16 protein-coding genes and 1 pseudogene are annotated in these 21,889 nt (G+C 58.3%); 2 read left to right on the top strand and 15 right to left on the bottom strand.

Translation table 11 applies throughout. The features are described 5' to 3' along the window. Window positions 1–32: 32 nt before the first annotated feature. Window positions 33–932, top strand: a pseudogene (locus tag EBBID32_RS25180) (enoyl-CoA hydratase/isomerase family protein); the annotation flags it as partial. Here EBBID32_RS25180 and EBBID32_RS00735 read toward each other — a convergent pair. The 15 genes from EBBID32_RS00735 to EBBID32_RS00660 all read right to left on the bottom strand — a co-directional run bounded on the left by EBBID32_RS00735 (window position 879) and on the right by EBBID32_RS00660 (window position 20,602). Then, window positions 879–2,348: an amidohydrolase family protein gene (locus EBBID32_RS00735; protein ID WP_051093225.1), complete on the bottom strand. Its 1,470-nt coding sequence runs from the start codon at window positions 2,346–2,348 to the stop codon at window positions 879–881. The pseudogene EBBID32_RS25180 and the gene EBBID32_RS00735 sit on opposite strands and share 54 nt — an antisense overlap. Next, on the bottom strand, window positions 2,342–3,538 hold the full coding sequence (locus EBBID32_RS00730) for a CoA transferase (protein ID WP_231382066.1): 1,197 nt from the start codon (window positions 3,536–3,538) through the stop codon (window positions 2,342–2,344). The genes EBBID32_RS00735 and EBBID32_RS00730 overlap by 7 nt, the downstream gene beginning before the upstream one ends. After that, on the bottom strand, window positions 3,528–5,024 hold the full coding sequence (locus EBBID32_RS00725) for a class I adenylate-forming enzyme family protein (RefSeq protein WP_006948936.1): 1,497 nt from the start codon (window positions 5,022–5,024) through the stop codon (window positions 3,528–3,530). Before EBBID32_RS00725 ends, EBBID32_RS00730 begins: the two co-directional genes overlap by 11 nt. A 20-nt stretch (window positions 5,025–5,044) precedes the next feature. Beyond that, the gene (locus EBBID32_RS00720; RefSeq protein WP_006948935.1) at window positions 5,045–5,335 is read right to left on the bottom strand and encodes a hypothetical protein; all 291 of its coding nucleotides are present in this window, start codon (window positions 5,333–5,335) and stop codon (window positions 5,045–5,047) included. 144 nt (window positions 5,336–5,479) lie between these two features. After that, window positions 5,480–6,286 (bottom strand): nuclear transport factor 2 family protein, encoded by an 807-nt coding sequence (locus EBBID32_RS00715; RefSeq protein WP_006948934.1) that lies wholly within the window; start codon window positions 6,284–6,286, stop codon window positions 5,480–5,482. Between the two features lie 102 nt (window positions 6,287–6,388). Next, complete coding sequence (locus EBBID32_RS00710; protein ID WP_006948933.1) at window positions 6,389–7,165, bottom strand: SDR family oxidoreductase; 777 nt, start codon at window positions 7,163–7,165, stop codon at window positions 6,389–6,391. A 391-nt stretch (window positions 7,166–7,556) separates the two neighbouring features. Further along, window positions 7,557–8,816 (bottom strand): MFS transporter, encoded by a 1,260-nt coding sequence (locus EBBID32_RS00700; protein WP_006948932.1) that lies wholly within the window; start codon window positions 8,814–8,816, stop codon window positions 7,557–7,559. A gap of 148 nt (window positions 8,817–8,964) precedes the next feature. Then, window positions 8,965–11,907 carry a TonB-dependent receptor domain-containing protein gene (locus EBBID32_RS23355; RefSeq protein ID WP_006948931.1) on the bottom strand — a complete coding sequence of 981 codons (2,943 nt, stop codon included), beginning with the start codon at window positions 11,905–11,907 and terminating at the stop codon, window positions 8,965–8,967. Window positions 11,908–11,976: 69 nt separating this feature from the next. Continuing rightward, window positions 11,977–12,930 (bottom strand): FecR family protein, encoded by a 954-nt coding sequence (locus tag EBBID32_RS00690; protein ID WP_037488019.1) that lies wholly within the window; start codon window positions 12,928–12,930, stop codon window positions 11,977–11,979. After that, complete coding sequence (locus EBBID32_RS00685) at window positions 12,927–13,445, bottom strand: sigma-70 family RNA polymerase sigma factor (RefSeq protein WP_037488016.1); 519 nt, start codon at window positions 13,443–13,445, stop codon at window positions 12,927–12,929. The genes EBBID32_RS00690 and EBBID32_RS00685 overlap by 4 nt, the downstream gene beginning before the upstream one ends. 384 nt (window positions 13,446–13,829) lie before the next feature. Next, window positions 13,830–15,053, bottom strand: coding sequence for a serine palmitoyltransferase (spt, locus tag EBBID32_RS00680; RefSeq protein ID WP_006948928.1), 1,224 nt, complete (start codon window positions 15,051–15,053; stop codon window positions 13,830–13,832). A 148-nt stretch (window positions 15,054–15,201) separates the two neighbouring features. Beyond that, the gene (locus EBBID32_RS00675; protein WP_037488028.1) at window positions 15,202–16,029 is read right to left on the bottom strand and encodes an SDR family NAD(P)-dependent oxidoreductase; all 828 of its coding nucleotides are present in this window, start codon (window positions 16,027–16,029) and stop codon (window positions 15,202–15,204) included. 32 nt (window positions 16,030–16,061) lie between these two features. Beyond that, on the bottom strand, window positions 16,062–17,219 hold the full coding sequence (locus EBBID32_RS00670) for an acyl-CoA dehydrogenase family protein (protein WP_006948926.1): 1,158 nt from the start codon (window positions 17,217–17,219) through the stop codon (window positions 16,062–16,064). Continuing rightward, on the bottom strand, window positions 17,216–19,372 hold the full coding sequence (locus tag EBBID32_RS00665; protein ID WP_006948925.1) for a 3-hydroxyacyl-CoA dehydrogenase NAD-binding domain-containing protein: 2,157 nt from the start codon (window positions 19,370–19,372) through the stop codon (window positions 17,216–17,218). Before EBBID32_RS00665 ends, EBBID32_RS00670 begins: the two co-directional genes overlap by 4 nt. Before the next feature lie 27 nt (window positions 19,373–19,399). After that, window positions 19,400–20,602: an acetyl-CoA C-acetyltransferase gene (locus EBBID32_RS00660; protein ID WP_037488013.1), complete on the bottom strand. Its 1,203-nt coding sequence runs from the start codon at window positions 20,600–20,602 to the stop codon at window positions 19,400–19,402. 204 nt (window positions 20,603–20,806) lie between these two features. Between EBBID32_RS00660 and EBBID32_RS00655 the strand changes: the two genes are divergently transcribed. Then, window positions 20,807–21,889: acyl-CoA dehydrogenase family protein (locus tag EBBID32_RS00655; RefSeq protein WP_037488010.1), on the top strand; the 1,083-nt coding region annotated here is incomplete at its 3' end.

The raw sequence follows: 21,889 nt of genomic DNA, 5'->3' as shown, positions 1-21,889 counted from the left end.
AGAACTTGCCGCGGTATGCAAGGTTGACTGATATGCAGACCATGCAGTTGAGTGCCATGACCATCGATGCCCGCCTGCTGTGGCAGGGAGAACCTCCTTGGGCCGGCCCCCTCCTTTTCATCGACCTTGAATCAAGCGAAGACACCCCAGAGACAGTGCTCCTCCCACCCTGCCCAACTATTGGTCTGGGCGATGCCAGCCATCCACTTGCGGCGCAACTGGATGGCGTAATCGAGCCGCCAATGACAGCGGAGGGATTGGCCCGTCAGGTGCTGGCGAATCCGCACGCGGCGGCGGTCATAGTCCAGCTGCTGCGTGTCTTGCCCCTGCTTCCCATGGCCGAAGGCCTGACGGTAGAGTCGCTGGCCTATGGGCTGTTGCAGGGCAGCCGTGAGCATCAAACCTGGCTCGCCGGCCGCATACCATCGTCGCATCCGCAGCGCAGCGCTGGCAAAATTCTCGTCTCGCGCGAAGGTGATCGGATCATTGCGACGCTCGATCATCCCGACAGCGGCAACGCCATCGACCGCCACATGCGCGACCAGCTCCACGAGGCGCTCACGCTCGCGGCACTCGATCCTGATATTCGCCAGGTCTCAATACGAGCGACAGGGCGAACGTTCAGTCTCGGTGCAGAACTTGGCGAGTTCGGCACCACGATCGATCCGGCTACCGCCCACTCGATCCGCAGTTGCACACTACCGGCACGCGCAGCCGTTCGCTGCTCGAAAAAGTTGGAGGTGCATGTCCAGGGTGGCTGCGTCGGCTCGGGACTAGAACTTGCGGCATTTGCGCAGCGCATCACGGCAACAAGGGACGCCTGGTTCCACCTGCCGGAACTCTCCATGGGTATACTTCCGGGGGCCGGAGGCTGCGTTTCACTCACGCGGAGAGTTGGGCGACAGCGTGCCGCCCAGATGATCCTTTCCGGCAAGCGCCTCAACGCCCGCCAAGCACTGGACTGGGGGTTGATCGATGCGCTCGTAGACGAGCCGCCCGCCAATGAACGTGGCGCGGACATCGTCTGAGGACAGGCGCCGCCGAGCCTCTCGCCAGGGCCGGTCCAGCAGGCAAAGATCGGCGAGTTCGTCGACACCAGTGCGCTGCTGGCGGGCCAGATCGAAGGGTGCGGCGAGATAGAGCCCCAATGCTTCCTCCGGTGACAATGCCTCGTCCGACCCGATTATGTTGCCGTCCCTAGTCCGGCGGGTGACGGCCGCCGCCATGGCCTGCCAGGGGTCGGCCGCTCCGAACGGTGCGTCGCTCCCGCCGGCCAACATGACCCCGGCCCTTCGCAGGCTGGCGAGGCGATAGAGATCGCTCATGTGCCGTGCCTCGACGTCAATGAGATAGCGGTCACCGCGTTCGAAGACAAAATGGGGCTGGACGACGACCGCAATATTATGGGCCGCGATCCGGGTCACGTGATCCAAGGCTGCAACAGAAGCATGCTCGATCCTGTCACCCGAAGTAACACCGGCATCTTCCAGCGCAGCCAGCGCGAAGACGAGTTCCACTTCCGTGGTGCAATGGATCGCGACATTCCGGCCCTGGTCGTGAGCTTCCGCGATAAAGGAAGTCGCCGCCTCGAACAGGGGGAGAGCGGATTCGTGGAGATGGAGCTTGGCAGGACCGATGCGCCACGGCCCCTCGCGGGATTCCGCCAAAGTCAGGCTTCCTGCCAGCCAGCATCGTTGCGCCAGCATGCCCGCCTCCATCTGGGCGGCAACATGTTTCGCCATGACCGGATCGTTGCGTGGCGACATATCGCTAACGCCGCTGATGCCGTAGCGCGCCAATTCTGCAGAAACAGCCGCGAAGTCGGGAGGCTGGCTGGCGAGTGCCCGTCGCAGCCATTCGTCCTCGTCGAACAGCCTTCCGGTATAGATAGAGCCATTGCGTTCGAGACCAGGGGGCGCCTCTGCCTCAGCAAGTAGTTCCGCAAGGGCAGCGGTATTGAACAGCCACATACGTCCTGAGCGGTGTTGCAAGCGCAAGGGTCGGTCGGAGACCAGACGGTCCAATTCTCGCGCTGTGGGAAGACCCATTACGCTTTCATGGTAGCCGATCCCGCGAATCCAACCCTCTCCGGGCCGTATCAGACGTTCTTTCAGTGCTTCGGCATCCATCACCTCCGGTGGTCCGCACCAGATAGAAGCGGCCCGCGCAGCCAGGCCGGCAAGATGAATATGGTGATCGTGCAAACCCGGCAGCAAAGCTCCTCCACCTGCCTCGAACACTCCCTCGCCAGGGAACGGCCTGAGCTGCCCGATCTCCGCTATCCTGCCCTGCATAATGCGCAGGTCGGCGGTGCCAATGTTGTGAATCTCGGCATTGCGGATCAGCATGCCCCGTCGCCCAGCCATTGCGTCGTGTCCGCCCCGAGCGGGCGCAATACACCCTCAGGCGTGCGCATCGCGCACACAGGGAAGGGAGTTCCAGTAGCATTTGCCCATTCCACCAGTTCGTGTGCCACAAGGTCGGGATCGCAAGTCTGCTCCTCCGCCAAAGCGCTGGCAACGATCGAACTCATGGAAAGGCCGATTCGACTGGATTTGCCAGCACGCCAATGCCTCCAAGCTTCACGAGCCGCGATGATGCCGGTCAGCGGATCAGCGATCGCGTCGCCAACGAAACCTGTCGCACCCGCGGCCTCGCTTAACGCAGAACTAAGTTCGCCCGCGACTCCACAATCATCGCCGAAGCCGACCCAATCCGCCGCAACACCGCTGGCACCGTGGGCGGTGATGCTAAGCCAGACGAGGCCGGGCTGGCTGTCGAGAATTTCCCTTGCATCGATACCAAGCTGTTGCAGCGCCCTTGGTCGAGCGGCTTCGATAACGATGTCCGCGCGGCGAAGCAGGCCGATGAGCGCGACACGGCCTTCCTTCGTACCAATATCCACAAGCGCACTCGCCTTGCCCTGATTGAGCAACGCAAAAAGCGCCGGATCGCCCTGCCGCATGGCATCAGGACGCGTGCGACTTTCGACCTTCACGACCTCACCGCCTGCGAGACTCAGCAGATGTCCAGCCAAAGGTCCAGCCCACAGCGCGGAGAGATCCACGACCAGCGGCCGATTCTCCGGACAGCGCAACACCTCCTGCCCTTCTGCCAACAGAGCAATGGGTGGGGATGCCGGTTCCTCATTGGTCGAAGCAATAGCAAGACCGAGTTCACGTCCCTGGGTCAAAAGATTGGCGCTGGGCCGCAAGGAGAATGCCGATGTAATGCCGGCATCGTCACGGGGATCCAACGAAGCATCGCGGAACAGGGCGGGCAGCAAGTCGCGGTCGTCGGATCGGGCGAGGTTGAGCGCGATCCAGCCGTCGCGCGTTTCGTACAGGCGGCATCCTCCGCCAGCGGATTGTCTGCCGGGGATAGTGAAGTCGTTCAAAACAGCCCGTTCACCGAGCAGTGTTTCCCCAAGGAGCGCGGCAATGCGTTTAGAACCAGTCTCTTCTGCCAGTTGTAACAGCTGTCGTCCGGCCCAGCGCGCCAGCGGAATCGCCGGGGCATCGGGCCGATCATTCAGCAAGGATTTTCTTGACCTCGCGACGCAGGAGCTTGCCCATTTCATTGTAAGGCAGTTCCTTAACGAACTTGATCTTGGTAGGCACGCGCGACGAACGCAGTCGAGCGCGGATCAGTTCCTTGAGTTCCTGCTCCGAAGGCTGTGCCTGACCTTCGCGCAGAACCACGGCGATGCCGACGGATTCCCCCCATTCGACCGAGGGAACGGCCACGGCGCAAGTGTCGGCGATGGCCGGGTGAGTGAGCAGCACATCCTCGATCTCACCCGGCGACATGTTCTCACCACCGCGCACGATCACATCGTCAGCACGCCCCGCCAGGAAGAGATAGCCCTCCTCGTCCAGATAACCGGCATCCCGGGTGGGAAACCAGCCATCGGCATCGAGCGCGCTGCGATCCTTATATTCACCAGAAACCTGGTCACCACGCACAAAAATCTCGCCGGGCTGTCCGTGCGGGCAGCAGCGACCTTCTTCGTCGCGTATCTCCAGTTCGATCGTCGGGAGCGGTTTGCCAACCGACGCCAAACGCGCACGCATCTTCGGATCGTCCGAAGCATGGGCCTCGCGATGATCGTCGGGTCCTAAAAGTGCAATAGTAGAACTCGTCTCAGTCAGACCATAGGCATTGGTGAAGCCGGTTTGGGGAAACAGGTCCAGCGCGCGGTGGATCAGTTCCAGCGGCATCTTGCCGCCGCCATAGGCCACGGCTCGAATTGACGAGATGTTTGCAGTCACGCCCTTGTCCAACGCCTCGATGATGCGGGACAGCATGGTCGGCACCACAAAGGCATTAGTTGCGCTTTCGATCTCGGCAAGTTCAAGCCAAGCTTCGGGCGCGAAAGCAGGCAGCATAACGATACGCCGCTGTGAATAGACCGAAGACAGCAGCGCAGCGATGCCTGCGATGTGGTAGGGTGGCACAGAGACGAGCGCGGCATCCGCTTCATCCGCTGAGGCGAATTCCACCGTGCCGAGGATATAGGACAACAGGTTGGAATGCCGCAGGATCGCTGCCTTCGGCGCGGCGGTCGTCCCGCTGGTGAACAGCTGAATAGCAATGCCTTCGCCGAGATCATATTCGCGCTCAGAATCGACCAAGGCCCCCTGCGTAGCAGCCGTAAAATCGGCACGCGTATATAACGCATGACCCTGCTCACTCGCAATGCGCATCACCCGGTCGACGTCCCCGATCACCAGCGACGGGGCGATGCGTTCGAGTAGGGCGGCCAAGTCGACATCGGCAAGACGATAATTCAACGGGCAATAGGGCACGCCTGACAAAGCCGCGCCGAACAGCGCGATGACCGCCGCTTCGCTGCTTTCGTCCAGCAGGGCGACATGGGTGGCACCGCTGGCGTTGATCAGTTCCACGGCGCCGCGAGCAGCGGCAAGCAGCTCGCCATAGCTCCAGCGCCGGCCATCGCAGACAAGGCCGATACGATCCGGCGCGGCTTCCGCCGCCATTTCCAGAAGAAGCGCGATGTTCATACGGGTACGGCTTGTCCAGATCAGTCCGAGGCGGGCAAGGGCTTTGCGTCTTTGGTGACGAGCGCGACGCCACCGACCGACAGCGAGCCCTCGCCGGACTTGACGCAGAGCAGCTCATACTCGCCGTCGGCATCGACATAGCGCTTGCCCAGCAGCGTACCGCCCGAGAAACCGGGATTGAGCGCAGTTGCCTCTGGGGGCTTCACTTCAGCCATGGCCGAGCCACCACATTCGATGACGCCGACGCCGCAGCGGATCACCATCACTTCGGTGTCGCATGTAACGCTCTTTAGACGGGTACCGGGTTTCATCTCAGCTTCCTCACATTTCTTTATCGGGCGATGATGCTCGACTTTTTAGGTATTCCACCCAATCCCGTTCAAGGCGGGAGTTCAAGCAGCAATAGCACTTTGCGCCAATTGTGCGCGCTCTCGCTGAGAGTTGACCGACGATCATCACCGAGAAGTATTCCGCGCAGCCGCAAGTATCCTGCGCTCCATCGTATAGCGGTCGGTGACTGCACGGACCGTCCCGATTGCATCGTCGAGCACGTGAACGACACCCGTCGCGTAAAGGAATGCGTCGGCACCCTCATGGCCCGCCAGTTCGTCCAGACCACCTGCATAGGACCCGTCAATCCGCGCCTGGAAGGCGACGCGGTTGCCAGCTGACATGATATCAAGCACTTTGACCTGCTCATCGGCGAAGATTACTCGCGCAATTGCGGGAGCGACACGCTCATCATCCAAGCTGCCAATGCGGCTTTTGAGGAGGCCGCCTCTCTCCAGCCACTGCGCGACCAACCGTTCATTCGCCTCGCTGGCGGGCTCGATCGGCCCTACCCAAGGCGCACAGGCTGGCGGATCAATTGGATCAGGATTCTTCGAAGTAAGCTGGCGGCGGCGGCCATAGTAATCCTGCTCGATGCGGCATTCGGCCAACCGCTCGCCGTTCCAGCGATAAAGGCTAGCCCCGTGCCACGCAGTCAGCGCGTCAAACTGCTTGGAATAGCCATGTTCGCTAAAATACATGGCGCACCGATCGCCGTTTGAGAAAAACTCATGAACCGTGAATCCCAAACCTGGATAGGCCTCGAACTGTCGGTCGGCTGCAGGCTTGTAAGCTTCCTCACGGCCCTTAAATTCATGCTCGCCCATGAAAAATGTATAGTCATCTGCCATAATCTGGTCAGCGACAGAAAAATCATGGGTGGCTGTGTAACCGAAACAATATCTTTGCATCAGATGGCTGAGAGGATCCAATTTCGTTTCCCTTCACAATTTTATTAATTGCCCGCCATAAACGGATCAAATAACCAGAAGATCACCTTTCCAATGATAGGCGGATTACATCGACAGTGCAGTCTAGCCACAGCCAACCACTCCTCCGTCGATCGGAATTTGCGCGCCGGTCACATAGCTGCCAGCTTGAGAACAGAGGTAGACAATGATGCCGGCAATATCTTCCGCTCGACCGAGACGCCCGAGCGGAATGTGCGAGAGTAGCGCAGGATCGACAGCATCTTCGTCGCGCATATGCGCTGTCATCTTGGTTGGGAAATATCCCGGAATGACGGCGTTGACTGTGATGTTTCGGGCGGCGAGGTCTCTGGCAAGATCGCGCGTCAGCATGTGCAGCGCCGCCTTCGATGCCGAGTAGCTATAGGCCTGGAGTTGCTCCGGCTTCATTCCCGCGACCGAACCGATATTGATCACCCTCGCCGGATCCAAAGGCTTGGCAGATGCTTCCAATTCGGGCAGCAACTCGCGGATCAGGGTGAAGGGGGTCTGCACGTTGACCGCCATCACTCCGGCCCAGGCCTTGTCGGGGAAAGATTCGATCGGCGCACCCCAGGTCTTGCCGGCATTATTCACGAGTATGTTGCACGCTCCGCACGTTTTTCGATAGCGCTCGGCGAGCTCTGCAGCCGCCTCCGGTGTCGAAAGATCGGCATCCAGGGCGATGCAACTACCAATCTCTGCCATTTCGGCAGCCGCCTCCCTGCAAACATCCGGATTACGCGAGGTGATCGCGACACTGGCCCCCGCCGCCAGCAGGCCTTCTGCGATCATGCGCCCCAAGCCCTGCGCACCTCCGGTTACCAACGCACTTTTGCCGACCAAGCTGAAAAGACTGCCCATTCTCGATCTCGCGATCCTTATCGTTACACCCATGGCCTGCCCGCGCATCAAGCGGCTGGCTCAAAGCCGAAGCTTTAAGGGAGCGAGAGATTTGACCACCTGTCACTCGATAGGAAAAACATCCTCTTCCTGGCTCTCCACACCAGTACGGCCAGCGCGTGATCCTGGCGAAGCCCACGCACTGCGCCACGCAATTCGGCGAATGGGATCATCAAAGCGAACTGCAACGAGCATGGCATGGTTTCGCGACGCGGCGTGCCCGCCGTACCGACTGCCAGCATTTCTCCTTGTATCCGCTTGGCACCAACCGAATTTGCTTCATCTGCAGGGCATATGTGGAGGAGTCGAAATTAACAGAACGAGATCACAACTTTGGCGAAGCTAAAGAGTCTCAGGCGAGCTCTCTCATCTCGAGCGAACTGCTCCAGCGCGGATAGCGTCCGAGCCTGAAGAGTAGCAGTCCGGCGACCAGGCTACTCGGAATTCCAACGATGATAAGCGCGTTGTATCCTTTTGTTAGATCGTAAATCATGCCGCCAAGAAGGGGACCGAGTCCTCCAGCAACCGCCATGATGCTTGCCATGACCCCGAATATCTTTCCGTAGTTGCGCATGCCCCCGTAAACGCTGGTGAGGAACACACAGATCTGAAGCTTTGCTCCGTTGGAATAGCCAATGATCAGCATGCCCAGCACGATGGTAGGCGGTGTGCGGAAGGGTTCGAGCAGGAACAGCATGCCTATGGCCATCAACGAGTTCGTGATGCAACCGATGAAACCCCCGTCGAAACGTTCCATCAGCCAACCTGTCACGAGCTTCCCGACTATGGAGCCGGCACCGGCAAGACTGGCAAGCAGCGCGGCATTATGGCGGCTGACACCGGATTCAGTAAGGATCGGAAACTGGTGAGCTAGAAAGGCAGCCCCAAACGCCAGCGTTATAAGCGTCGCGCCCGCGATCCTGTAAAGTGCCGGGCTGCGGAAGGCCTCCGCGACCGAAAGGCCTTCCAGCGCCTGTTCGACCTCGCCTGCTGGACCCGCGCGCGCTATGCGTTGTCGATCCTTTGCACCGTACAAGAAGAAGTATGACATACCCAGTGCCGGAATACCGAAGATCACCGCAAGCCAGATGTAGGCACTCCGCCACCCAAAACCGCTGATCAGCCATTCGGTAAGCGGCGGAACGACAATCAACACCATAGACATTCCACTGAGGGCGAGGCCCAATGCTAAGCTGCGCCCGCCATTGAAAGCGCCTGAGATTGCGGCCGTCCATAAGGTCGGTTTTATAAGCAAGGCTGCAAGCCCGAAGATGAACCACAGCACCATCCATTGGACGACCGCACCATCGGCAAAGCTGAGCGCAGCGATGGCTGAGGCCGTCAGGAGAAGACCCAGAAGAGCGAGCCGCCGGACCCCGTACCGATCAATCATTGCACCGACCAACGGGGACAAGGGGATCGTTATGAGACTCGCAAGAGCTACTCCGCCGGAGATCTCCGTTCGGGTCCAGCCGAATTCCCGCTCAAGCGACTCGACGAAAACACCCATCGAGTTCACCGCTGCGGACGGGAGGGCAAGGCCAAGAAATGCCGTAACTACCAACGGCCAATAGCGGCGCCACTCATCAGATCGGGCCAGTGGCTGCGTCATTCCGCTGACACTCCCCCGCCGCCTCTTGCGATGTTTCTTGTGAAAATCATTGCCCTGAAATCAACGAAAAAGTCTAAAAAAAGGCGGATGGACCAACCCCAGGCTTGTGAAAGCTATCAAGCTTAAGCAGCATAACCCCTACACCCGATCAGCTTCCAAACCTGTATCTCAGACGAAGACCATACATACGGGGCGGCATAAGGCCGATCTGGGCAGCACCGCCCGAAGCCGCATAAGAGGTGAGGTTAGGAAGTTTCACCGCCTTGTTCGCTAGATTATAAACGAAGAATGAAGCGTCGATTGGCGAGCCTCCAATGCCTTTCCAATCCAAGTTCACATTTACCAGACTAAAGGCAGGCGTAATGCCGATCGGAATACCGTCAACGAAGGGTGGCTCCGCAAAGTTTGTTACTACCTTGGACGTCCAAGTCCAAGTAGCTCCTATCGAGACATCCCCAACACTCTGACTCAAGGGAAAGTCGTAATTCGCGCTTACCGTCAACTTATGCTTCGGAGTATCCGGAAACGCAGTTCCCGGCCGACCGCTCGGCACGATCGAGGCAAAGACGGTACCGGCTATTTGGGGTGTCAGCTCCGCGGGAGATGCAATTTTCACGATCTTGGTATTAAGATAGGTATACCCCGCTGTCAGGCGCAAGCGATCGAAGAATAGCAGCGACGTATCGATCTCGGCGCCGTAAGAACGCGCATTGGCGGCGTTTACATTAGCGGAAGTGGTTTGAATCCCGGTCAATTGTGCTGCAAGCGTTGGAGATAGGGTAGCTGTGACCTGCATGTCAGAAAGACTGTTATAAAAGCCCGCAACATTGAAATAGCCTCGCACGCCGCCAGAGAGGTTGAGTTTGGACCCAATCTCAAAACTCTCCATTTGTTCTGGACCCCAAGTCTCAAATCCAACCGCGTTGAAATTCACCCCCCCTTGACGGTAAGCGCGTGCATATTTTCCATAGACCAAAAGATCATGATTAGGCTTGTATTCTAGGTTGATTAGCCAAGTCGGCCTGTTGGATCTCGCGACACGCTTAGTCAAACAGGCGGCCGTGTCCTGAACGACTTTACCGGGATAGGATACCGTGTCCAAGCATGTTCGCCGTATGGATACTCCGGTACGAGGATCTATATATGATCCAGGCCCAATTGAGGGGACAAAACGAGTTCCCTCAGACGCCCCTTCAATCTTATCAAAGGTCCACCGCCCCCCGGCGGTAAGCGCAAGCTTTTCTGAGATCTTATATGTTCCTTGCGCGAACACGCCATGATTGTCGAAATTAGTCTTGACTTTTGGTGCAAAAAAACTCCCCGTTGTGAGCGGGTTGGAGCATGCAAGATCATGAACGATCGTGCAGCTAAGCGAATTTGCCCCGTAGCCTTGGCTAAACCCAAGCGGCCGGCTAAATTCCAAATAGCCTCCGACTACATAGTTTAAGCGCCCGTCAAGGCTCTTACCTTGCAGCTGGAGTTCCTCTGTAAAAGTCGATTGCTCTGCTGAATAAGTACCAGGACCGGCGTTATCGTTCTGGGTAGTCAGATATGGTGTTCCGGCCGGAATGATATATTCTGAACCATCAGGATTGCGAACTGCTGGATTTATGTATTTCGTGAAATTGAATCCAACTTCACCATTAAAGTTTGGAACTACATAGTTTGTAGATCTAATACTTAGATTAATTTTTTCCCGCAATTCCCCATAACTTGCGATATTTTTGATCTTTATATTGTCTCCGACCTGCCACGTTGTCGTATTGACAATTTGCCATTGTTCAAGAAAAGCGCGAGAAGCATTAATCGCGCTTTCGACATCATAGAGACCGTCACCGCGCGCCGTTTGCCTCGCTATTTGAGCGCGACACGACAGTGTTTGTAACAAAGTATTCCCATTGTAACCGGGGGCGCCGACGGTTGTAACCAATGTACCTCCGTCAGCCACATCTCGCGCACATGATACTGTGCGGGACGCGATTCCGTTGGTATCTGATCGGCTGTAGTGAACAATCGTATAATTTTCGAGGTTCGGTGTGAGATCGCCTACTATGCTCAGTCGGCCGTAGGCATAGTTCACGTCATTGAAATCTTTGGCGCTCCCAGGAACATGGTTCTTCATGTATCCGTCGCGCGAATTACGTTCCCCGCTGATACGAACTCTGAACGTATCGGACAATGGGAGATTCAGCGCCGCGTTCAGCCGGATTTGGTCGAAATTGCCGTAAGTGGCATCGACATAACCCCCAAAGTCCCTGATGGGCTTTCTTGGAGTGAGCAAGATCGCGCCGCCAGTCGTATTTCGACCAAAAAGGGTTCCTTGAGGACCCTTTAAGATTTGCACGTTCTCAAGATCGGAGAACGCCCCCGCACCAACCGAATTTCCGGATGTTGTCGACCCTTGAGCGCGTATACCGACAACTTCGGCGAAATACACGCCAACAGTCGGTGCAGTGTTGAAACTCTGATTGAAGCCACGGATTGCGAAGGATGCCTTTTCGGGACCATAGCGCTGGTTAACACTCAGCGATGGCGTGTAAGTGGCTAGGTCGCTCGCCACTGCAACATTACGCTTGGCAAGATCCTCCTGGGAATACACCGTAATTGAGATCGGAACGTCCTGCAGCCTTTCCTCACGACGCTGCGCGGTGACGACTATCTCTTCATCTCTCGGTGCTTCTGAGACTGGTGCAGGGGAGGAATCGGGGCTGGCCGTTGGCATTCGGGGCGCAGACGCCATCGCCGCGGTCTTCACCAGACGCGCCTGACGCTCGACGACGTAAATACGCTCGCCTGTTTGCCGAAGCGTCAAACCGGTGTTGGCAAGCAGGCGAGCTGCGGCCTGGGCGACCGACGTCGATCCGTGGAATGCGCTGTTCACATGACCGCGCACAAGTGATGGATCAACGGTAATTACGACGCCAGCCTGCTGGCCGAGCCGAACAATTGATGGGCCTAGCGACCCTGCTGGAATGTCGAACTGGACCGGGGTGGGCTGAGCTGTCCGCGCCTGAGCCGGGCTCACGCCGGACAGGGCAATCACGGTGGCAATCCCCATCACGCTGACAATCGATCGATCTAGGCGTCGCATCCTCTTGTTCCCCTTTTTTATGGTTACGACTGTGGGACGGACGAGGTAGAAAAAAGGGGCCAAAAAATTTCAGCGAGGCCTTATCATGATCGCGCCGTCGTTCTGACGCTGCACGTCGACCCCCGATGCCTGCTCAATCCCCTTCAACGCCAGTGTAGTGTCCGTGAGGGGAAAGCTGCCTGTCACGCGCCGTCCGGCCAACGAGGCCGGATCAAACCGAATGGGCGTTGGACTATAACGATCGAGCTCCAATAACACGTCTACCAGATCGCGGTTATTTGCCTCAAGCCATCCCCGCGTCCAGAGTATGGCACTTTCTGCATTCACGTCGCTCATGGCCACGACGCCGCCGCTTGTAAGTCGGGCCTGATTTCCCGGCCCTAGCGACCGGCATCTGCTCTCTTCCAGGTTAGTCCGGCCGGGGCAAACACGAACCTGCGACTTGGTGACGGTCACTATGCTTTCTTTCGCGAAGAGACGGACCACGAACGCAGTGCCGAGCGCGGTGACCGTTCCGTCTTTTGTCTCGACGACGAATGGTCGATCCTCATCCTTCGCGACTTCTGCATAAACCTGGCCCTTCACCAGTTTTATGAGGCGCTGCTTTCGGCCGAGCGATACCTCCACGAGGCTTTCGGAATCGAGTGTTAGGTCGCTACCATCGGCTAATGCTACCGAATGTTGCTCGCCTCGCTTGGTGCGAAACTCTTGTGTCGTTGGCCAATCCGCATATCCGATGAGCCATCCACTCAGGACAAAAACTCCGGCAGCTACCACTCCAGTGATGCGTCGTCGGGTCTTACGTTGCAGTAATTGCCGAGCTGCCGTTCGTTCTAGATCATCGCCTGCCGACAGCCGATTGAAATTTGCTTCTATACGCGCCAGTGCCTCGCCATGCCTAGGATCCTGGCCGACCCAGGCTACGTAGGAGGCATGATCTGCCGCTGACATGTCCCCGGCGTCGAACCGGGCCGCCCATTCTGCTGCCCTTGTCACGATTTCCAAGGGGATCGTGCCGCTCATAAGGAGGCCGGGCCTTCCTCCAAGGCGAAACAACGTGCGAGACCCATCGCAATGTGACGCTTCACGGTGCGAAGGGAGATGCCCATCCGATCGGCTATGTCCTGCTGTGTTAATCCTTCGAGTGTGCGAAGCAGGAAAGCGGTCCGCGCCGGCTTCGGGAGGCCGTCGAGAATGGCCATTAGAGAATCGAGCAGCATCACCGCGGCCGTGATACGCTCGGGTGTGATATGCTCAATCTGCTGCTGATGCGAGGCAACGACATCCAGGACTGCGCGCTCGATATTGCGCCGTCGCACATCGTCGACTAGTAATCGACGCGCGATCGTCACCAGATAGTTTCGAGGGTCATCGGGTGACACCATAGGCCCACGCTCAAGCAGTCGGCGAAAGGTATCATGTGTTAGATCTGCCGCATGCTCCCTGGAAAAGGCGCGCCGTCGCAGCCAATTACAGAGCCAATCAGAGTGCTCGACGTAAAGCGCCTCAATTTTCAAAACTGTCCCGGTCGCTCCCACGCTGCCCTCCCCGCTTCCTGGACCCGTCGCCGCACTGATATTTTCTTCGAAGCCCTTTCAACACGATGCGGCTTCAGATTGCGTCAACTTGGTCGGGATCACTCGCAATTTCACTGGGGTGGAGAGATCAGTCGGTCTGAATACATCATCTCCCCAACGCCGACGGTGTTTTAGCGCAAGTCTCGCACTAGGCCTGCCGATCCTATCGGATTCATTGAAATGCAGTAGCCCCTCATTTCACCTATCTTTGGAATGGTTTCGCGAACTGGGCGCCTCTTTATCGTCGGGCAGACCGATCACGGTGGCCAAGGTGGTCGCGAATGCGAAGATCAGGCCAAACGGTCAGAGATTTTTCCAATTCGGGGCCTGGTCAATGATCCCCGATCAATGACCAGCAAGCAAGGATCTGGCTTCGCCCACGCGCGTGAATGTGCTGATGATCTTCTCGACCTGACCCGCAGAATGCTCGGAGCAGAGCGAGCAACGCAAAAGCGTCATGTTCGCAGGCGTCGCTGGTGGTCGCGCAAGATTCACGTAGAGTCCTTCACGCAGCAGGGCTTCCCACATACCAACGCCGGACTCGAGATCGGGCATAATAACAGAAATGATGGCGCTTTGAGGTTCCTCGGTGCCGAGCTGGAATCCAGCGGCTCTCAGCCCCTGATGCAACGCCTTCGAGTTCTCCCAGAGGCGTAAGCGCTTCTCGTCCGCATTCATTAACTTCCGAATCGAAGTGCAGGCAGTCGCCACTACGCTCGGCGGCAGGCTCGCGGTGAACACATAGGGGCGACAGGCCAAGCGCAAAATCTCGAATTTCGGATGGTTCGAGATACAAAACCCACCGACCGTCCCGACTGATTTGGAAAATGTACCGATAACAAAGTCCACGGCATCGAGGCAGTCCTGATCCTCAGCAACGCCCCTCCCCCTGCGGCCGACAACCCCCATTGCGTGGGCTTCATCCACGAGAACCATCGCGCCGTATTTTTTGGCGACAGTGACCATCTCCTGGAGAGGAGCTACATCACCCAACATTGAGTAGACGCCTTCGAGGACGACCAGCTTCCCCGCGCCAGCCGGAATTCGACCCAGGCGCTTTTCCAGAGCCTCAACGTCATTATGCCTGAAAGGAACGATTTCGGCGTCGCTCATTTTACAACCATCCCAGATCGATGCATGGCTATCGATATCCAGGACAACATAGTCACCTTTGCCGGCGATCGTCGAAATTATACCAAGGTTGGCTTGGTATCCCGTGGAGAACACCATAGCATGGTCCATGCCATAGTACTCGCACAGTGATTGTTCGACCGCTTTGTGTCCAGCATAGGTTCCGTTGAACACACGGCTCCCGGTAGTGCCGGCTCCGAACTCTTGGAGTGCCTTCTTGCCGGCTTCAATCACGTCCGGATCGAAAGTCATCCCCATATAATTGTAAGTGCCTAGCAGTATCGTTTCCCGCTCGTCACAAATCGCCACTGTTGGTGAAATCACGCGATCCATGACGAGACCAAATGGGTCTTGCATTCCAGAGGATAGAAGCTTGCTGCGCTCATCAACCAGAGAATCGAACTTTCTGAACAAATCGGGAATATGATCATTCATCATTCTACTATTCCCTTGTTCCAGCATCCCGAACTTTTAATATGCACTTGTGTCTCCGGCATTTGGAGACTCAGCATAACTTGCAGCGACTATGGGCTGGGGAATGCCTCGCCAACTCAATTGACGTGATCGTGCCGCCACCATGTGCTAATCAGAGTGACCAACCGCCCCCAGCGACGATGACCTGACCGGAAATATAATCCGCCTCCGGCAAACAAAGGAGGTAAACGGCGCCGGCCGCTTCTTCCGGAGTGCCAGCCCGCCCCAGCGGAATGCCGCTTTCCATGGCGTCCAAGATCTCCTTGCCTACACCCGCCCTGATCTCTCGATCCTTGACCGTGATCGTCGATTTGCCGGCCTCACCTGCGGTCATGCGGGTCTTGATAACCCCGAACGCAACGGCATTTACCGTAACATTGTAGCGGCCCCACTCCTTCATCAATGTCTTGGTAAGACCGACGATCCCCATTTTGCCCGCCGCATAGCCAGCCTGTCCGGCATTTCCGCCCAGCCCCGCAACCGACGATATATTGACCACGGTTCGGCGCGTCGCCCGACCGTGGCGCGCGATCTCCTCCTTCGCAGCGGCCGCGATGATCGGTTGTGCGGCCCGCAAAATGCGGAATGGTGCGCTAAGATGGACGTCGATCATCGCCGCCCATTGCTCATCTGAAGTCTTCTGGACCACCGCATCCCAAGCATAGCCGGCATTGTTGACGATGATGTCGATCCCGCCAAAGGCGTCAACCGCAGCTTGAACGATCCGATCACCGAAATCCGGCGCGGTCACATCACCTGTGCAGATGGCCGCGCGCGATCCCATCGCCTCGATTTCAGCGGCGGTTTCCATTGCGACCCCCTCATCGAGATCATTGACCACCACCGACGCACCGGCCCCCGCTAGCTTTAGCGCAATCGCCCTGCCGATACCCCTGCCCGAGCCCGTTACGAGCGCGACCTTATTCTGCAAAACCTTCAATATGATGTCCAATCTTCCTGATGGACGGCCAGTCAGGAGAGCTTGCGCTCGTCGAGACCCAGCGAACGTCCGATGATTTCGCGCATGATCTCGGATGTGCCGGCAAAAATACGGCTGATGCGTGCATCGGTGTACATCCGGCAGATGCGGTACTCGGTCATGTAACCCGCACCGCCGTGCAGTTGGACACACTCATCCATCACGCGCGCCTCGAGCTCGCTTGTGAGCAGCTTCGCCGCCGATGCATCTTCAGCCGCAAGCTGGCCAGCATTGAGCAGAAGCACGCACTGGTCGACATAGGTCTGCGCCATGTCGAGTTCGGCGCGCATGGTGGCCATTTTAAAACGGGTATTCTGGAATGCACCGATCGGCTTCCCGAAGGCCCGACGCTCCTTCACATATTGGAGCGTGATGTCAAAAGCGGTCTGCGCCGTCGCCATGAAGCCGATCGATGCGACGAGCCGTTCCTGCGCAAGGAAGCGCGCAAGGTAGCCGAAACCCTGAGAGGGGTCACCCAACACATTGGCCTTCGGAACCTTGACGTCATTGAAGAACAACTCGGCAGTATCCTGCGCCTTCATGCCCATCTTGTCGAGCTTGCGGCCGCGCTCGAAACCTTCCATCCCCCGCTCAACCACGAACAGGCCAATGCCATAGCGACTTTCCGGATCGGTACGCGCCGCGACAACGACAAGGTCCGACAGGATTCCATTCGAGATGTAAGTCTTCGCCCCGTTGAGCAACCAGTGGTCGCCCTTGTCTTCCGCACGCGTCCGTATTCCGGCGAGATCGGAGCCTGTCGAAGGCTCCGTCATAGCGATGGCGAGAATCTTCTCACCGCAGACGATACCCGGCATCCAACGCGCCTTCTGCTCGTCGGTGCCGAGCTTCGCGATATAGGGCGCGACGAGGTCGTTATGCAGGTTGATGTAAAACCCGATATCACCATGCCGCATATTTTCTTCGATGATGATCTGCTCAAATCGGAAATCATCGATTCCCGCTCCACCATATTTCTCATCGGCCCAGGTGCAGAGCAGACCCTGCTCCCCGGCCTTGAGGAAGAGCTCACGATCGACCATGCCCTGCTGGTGAAACCGCTCGACATGCGGCGCCACTTCGGCCTGCATGAACTTGATCACGCTGTCGCGAAATTGCTCATGCTCCGGCTCGAAAGTCAGGCGTTTCATGCCGCTTCGGCTTCCTTTTGATCGGCCGCCGCGCCGTAGAACGGCGCGCTCCGTGCCGCCTTGTCCCGAAGCCAGGCGGAAGGAAGGAAACGTGGGCCATATTTTTGAGCGAGCTTGTCGGCCTCGACCACGAATTTCTCAATTCCGACGGTATCGATGTAACTGATCGTGCCGCCCGTCCAGATCGGGAAGCCCCAGCCATAGACTGCGCCCAGGTCGGCATCCTCGGGCGTCTCGAGCACGCCTTCCTCCAGACACCGCGCGGTTTCCATCGCCTGAGCGTACAGATAGCGGCGCTTCAGCTCTTCGATGTCGTAACCGTCCTGAACCGGAAAATGATTGGCAAGCCCCGGCCAAAGCCGCTTCTTGCCGCCTTCGGGGTAATCGTAAAAACCGCCGCCGGCCTTGCGGCTCGGCCGACCGATTTCGTCGCGCATCTTGCGCAACACGGCGACACCGGCAGGCGGAGTATATTTGTCGCCCTCCTCCGCAATCGCCTGGTCGACGATCTTGAGCGGTAGATCAACGGTCAGCTCATCGAGCAGCGCCAGCGGTCCAACCGGCATCCCTACGGCCTTTGCGGTATTCTCGACCACAGCCGGCGGCACACCATCGTTCAGCATCGAGGCGCCCTCGTGAATGAGCGTCTGGAACACACGGCTGGTGTAAAATCCACGGCTGTCATTGACGACGACCGGGGTCTTGCGCAGCTGGGCGATATAGTCGAGCGCGCGCGCCAGGGTCTCAGGCGAAGTCTGCTTGCCCATGATCACTTCGACGAGGCCCATGCGGTCGACCGGCGAGAAGAAATGGATACCGATGAACTGCGCGGGTCGCTGCGATGCCTGAGCCAACTGGCTGATCGGCAGGGTCGAGGTGTTCGAGCCGAACACTGCGGTTTCCTGAATGACGGCCTCGGCCTTGCGGGTGGTCTCCGCCTTGATCGCGGTATCCTCGAATACAGCCTCGACCACGAGATCGCAACCGACGAGCAACGCATAATCATCAGTCGCCGTGATGCGGGCAACGATCGCATCAGCCTTTTCCTGGCTCAGCTTACCCTTTTCGACGAGTTTGCCTTGCACCTTTGCGGTATATGCCTTGCCCTTCTCCGCAGTCAGTACATCACGATCGAGTAGGACCACCTCGATCCCTGCCGCAGCCGAGACGCATGCGATGCCCGCGCCCATCATGCCAGCACCAAGCACTGCTACCTTCTTCACCTCACCCTTCGGAACGCCGGCAGGGCGACGTGCACCCTTTTCGGCCGCCTGCTTCGAGATGAAGCTGGTGCGGATGATGTTCCGCGCTACCGGCCCGCTCAGCAACTTGGCGAAATATTTGCTCTCGACCGACAAAGCCTTATCGAAGGGTAGCTGGAGGCCCTCGAACACCGAAGCCAGGATCGCGAGCGGGGCTGGCGCGTTGTAACCCTTCTTGGCGATTTCACCCGCAGCTATCATGTAGGCTGCCGAATCTTCCGGCACCGTCATGCCCTTCTTCTGCGGCGGGACCCAGCCCTTCTTGTCCCAGGCCCTCACTGGGTCGGGATTGGTCGCGAGCCAGGCCCGGGCGCGCTCGAAAAGGATGGCGGCAGGCGCGACTTCATCGACGATACGCAACGCCAACGCCTCAGCCGGCGCAACCGAACGGCCCGAGAGCAGCAAGTCGAGCGCCGTCTTCATGCCAGCGAAGATTCCCAGACGGACGGTTCCGCCCGAGCCCGGCAAAAGCCCGACATTGACTTCCGGCAAGCCGATCACTGCCTTCGGGTCGTCAACCAGAATCCGGTAATGACATGCCAGCGCCAATTCAAATCCACCGCCGAGCGCCAGTCCGTTCAGGACCGCGACCCACGGTTTGCCGGACGTTTCCATGGCCCGGTGCATCCGGGTGGCGCGACGGGAGAATTCCAGCGCCTCATGCGGCGTGAATCCGCCCACAAGCTTTTTGAGGTCAGCGCCCGCCATGAAGGACGGCTTGGCGCTGGTGAGAATCACGCCCTTGATCGCTTCATCGGCCGATATCTCGGCGATGGCCGCTACCATCTCGGCGATGAAAGCTTCATTCACGACATTCATCGTGCCATCGGCGTTGTCGAGGATAAGAGTAGCGACGCCGTCGGCCGCCCGTTCGATCTTCATGTGTCGCATGGTAATCGTGCCTTCCAGATTCTTCGCTCAGACGCGCTCAATGATGCAGGCAGTGCCGAGGCCGTTTGCGGCGCAAAGGGAGATAGCGCCTGCGTTCAGGTCACGGCGCTCCAGTTCGTCCAACACCGTCCCGATCAGCATCGCACCCGTGGCCCCAAGCGGGTGCCCCATCGCGATCGCGCCGCCGTTTACGTTCATCCTGTCGTGGGGCACGCCCATCTCGTTCATAAACCGCATCACAACGCTCGCAAAAGCTTCGTTCAGCTCCCACAGGTCGATATCGTTCTTGCTCATCCCCGCATTTTTGAGAGCCTTTTCGCAAACGGCGGTCGGCGCGGTCAGCATGATCGTAGGTTCCGAGCCAATGTTGGCATAGGCCCGCACGCGAGCGCGCGGCTTCAGCCCGGCCTTCACGCCGAACTCCTTCGATCCGACCATGACCAGACCCGATCCATCGACGATACCCGAGCTGTTCCCGCCGTGATGGACGTAGTCCAGTTCCTCTATTTGCGGATAACGGTCCTTCGCGACCGCTTCGAAGCCAGACTTGCCGATCCCTTCGAATGCGGGCTTCAACTTGGCGAGATCAGCCAGCGTCGTGCCCGGACGCATGTGTTCGTCGTGATCCAGCACGACGTCGCCAAGCACATCCTTCACCGGCACGATAGCACCCTTGAAGCGTCCATCTGCCCAAGCCTCGGCGGCGCGGCGCTGGCTTTCGACGGCGAACGAGTCGACGTCCTCCCTGCTGAAACCGTCAAGCGTGGCGATCATGTCCGCGCCGATGCCCTGCGGAGCATAATGGTTCGGGAAAGCCACCGAAGGATCCGACGTCCACGCGCCGCTGTCATAGCCCATCACGGTACGGCTCATCGACTCAACGCCACCGCCGATCCCCGCCTGGATCATTCCGGCGTGGATCTGAGCAGAGATCAGATTGACGGCATCGAGTCCAGTTGCACAGAAGCGGTGCAACTGTTGGCCGCCCACCGTTTGGGCGTATTCCGCCTGCAAGACCGCAGCGCGCGCGAGCACACCGCCCTGCTCCCCGACCGGTTGCGCCATGCCGATGATCACGTCGTCCAGTAGCGAGGTATCGAGGGAATTGCGGTCCCGCAGCGCTTGCAGCAATTGCGCGGCCAACTGCACCGACGGAATTTCATGAAGCGATCCGTCTGGCCGCCCCTTTCCGCGCGGCGTGCGTACGTGATCGTAGATATAGGCTTCCATCAGCAATTCCCAATTTCCCGTGACCTGTCGTGGCGATCTGATTTCGGATTTGCCCCGCTCGATACACCTATCGAAAGGTTGGAGGACTAACGCTGCGGGAATGGCATCGTTCGACGAAGAAAATCACTCCGACCATTCTTACGATAGGTGCTTGTTACTGTTGCGAGAGCAACTTGGCGCGATTGTAGAGATAGGATCGACGATATGGATTTCGCGCTGAACGAAGAGCAAGAGGCATTTCGCGACATCGTGCGCCGCTGGGTCGAAGCGGAAGCACCCAAAGAACTGATGAGGCGCCTGGAAGCGGACGAAGAAAACTACCCATTCCCTCTGTGGGACAAGTTGAAGGAACAGGGCTTCTTCGGCATCGGAATCGACGAAACCTATGGCGGACAGGGCGGCGATGTTATGACCCAGATGATTTTTGCTCGCGAACTAGCGCGTACTGCCGGCGGGCTGATCTGGACCTGGGGTGTGACCTCGTTCGCCGGGGCAAAGTCGGTAGGCCTTTACGGCACGCCTGACCAGAAGGACAGGTGGTTGGTGCCGATGGCGCAGGGTGATCTGCGAGTGGCGATTGCGGTCACCGAACCGGATGGCGGCACCGATGTGCTCGGTGCAATGAAAACCAACGCGGTGAAAGTCGATGGCGGTTGGAAAGTCAATGGCGCCAAGATGTGGACGACCGGCGCCAAGGTCGCCGACCGACTACTTCTGCTAGCTCGCACCGACAAGAACGTGGCAAAGCGACACCAAGGCTTGACCCTGTTTTTTGCCGATGCCAAATCGCCCGGCATCACCGCATCGCTACTGCCCAAGCTCGGCATGCGAGCAATGGGGTCTTGTTCGGTCACTTTCGACGATGTCTTCATACCTGACGAGGACGTGCTCGGCACTCCAGGTGAAGCTTGGTATATGATGCTGCCGACGCTTAACAACGAGCGGATCATGGTCGGCGCGCAGTGCCTGGGCGCAATTGACGGAGTTCTCGAGGACGCACTGGCTTACATGAAGCAACGCAAAGCGTTCGGCGACATCATCGGCCGATTCCAGATCCTGCAGCATTATGTGGCCGACATCGCCACCATGCAGAAGACCACCGAACTGCTGCTCTACTATGTCGCAAGCATGCAAGCGGCGGGAAAGCCGTGCGGGGTCGATGCCAACATGCTGAAAATGGTTGCGACCGAGAACGCAGTGAAGGCCGCAGACCTTGGTATCCAGATACTCGGCGGCATGGGCTATTCGGCGGAGACCGACATGCAGCGTTATTGGCGCGATCACCGC

The sequence above is a fragment of the Sphingobium indicum BiD32 genome (assembly GCF_000382885.1).
In the GTDB taxonomy this organism is placed as follows: domain Bacteria; phylum Pseudomonadota; class Alphaproteobacteria; order Sphingomonadales; family Sphingomonadaceae; genus Sphingobium; species Sphingobium japonicum_C.
The sequence above is the reverse complement of the archived record's forward strand: the minus strand, read 5'-3'. Positions and strand labels throughout refer to the sequence as shown.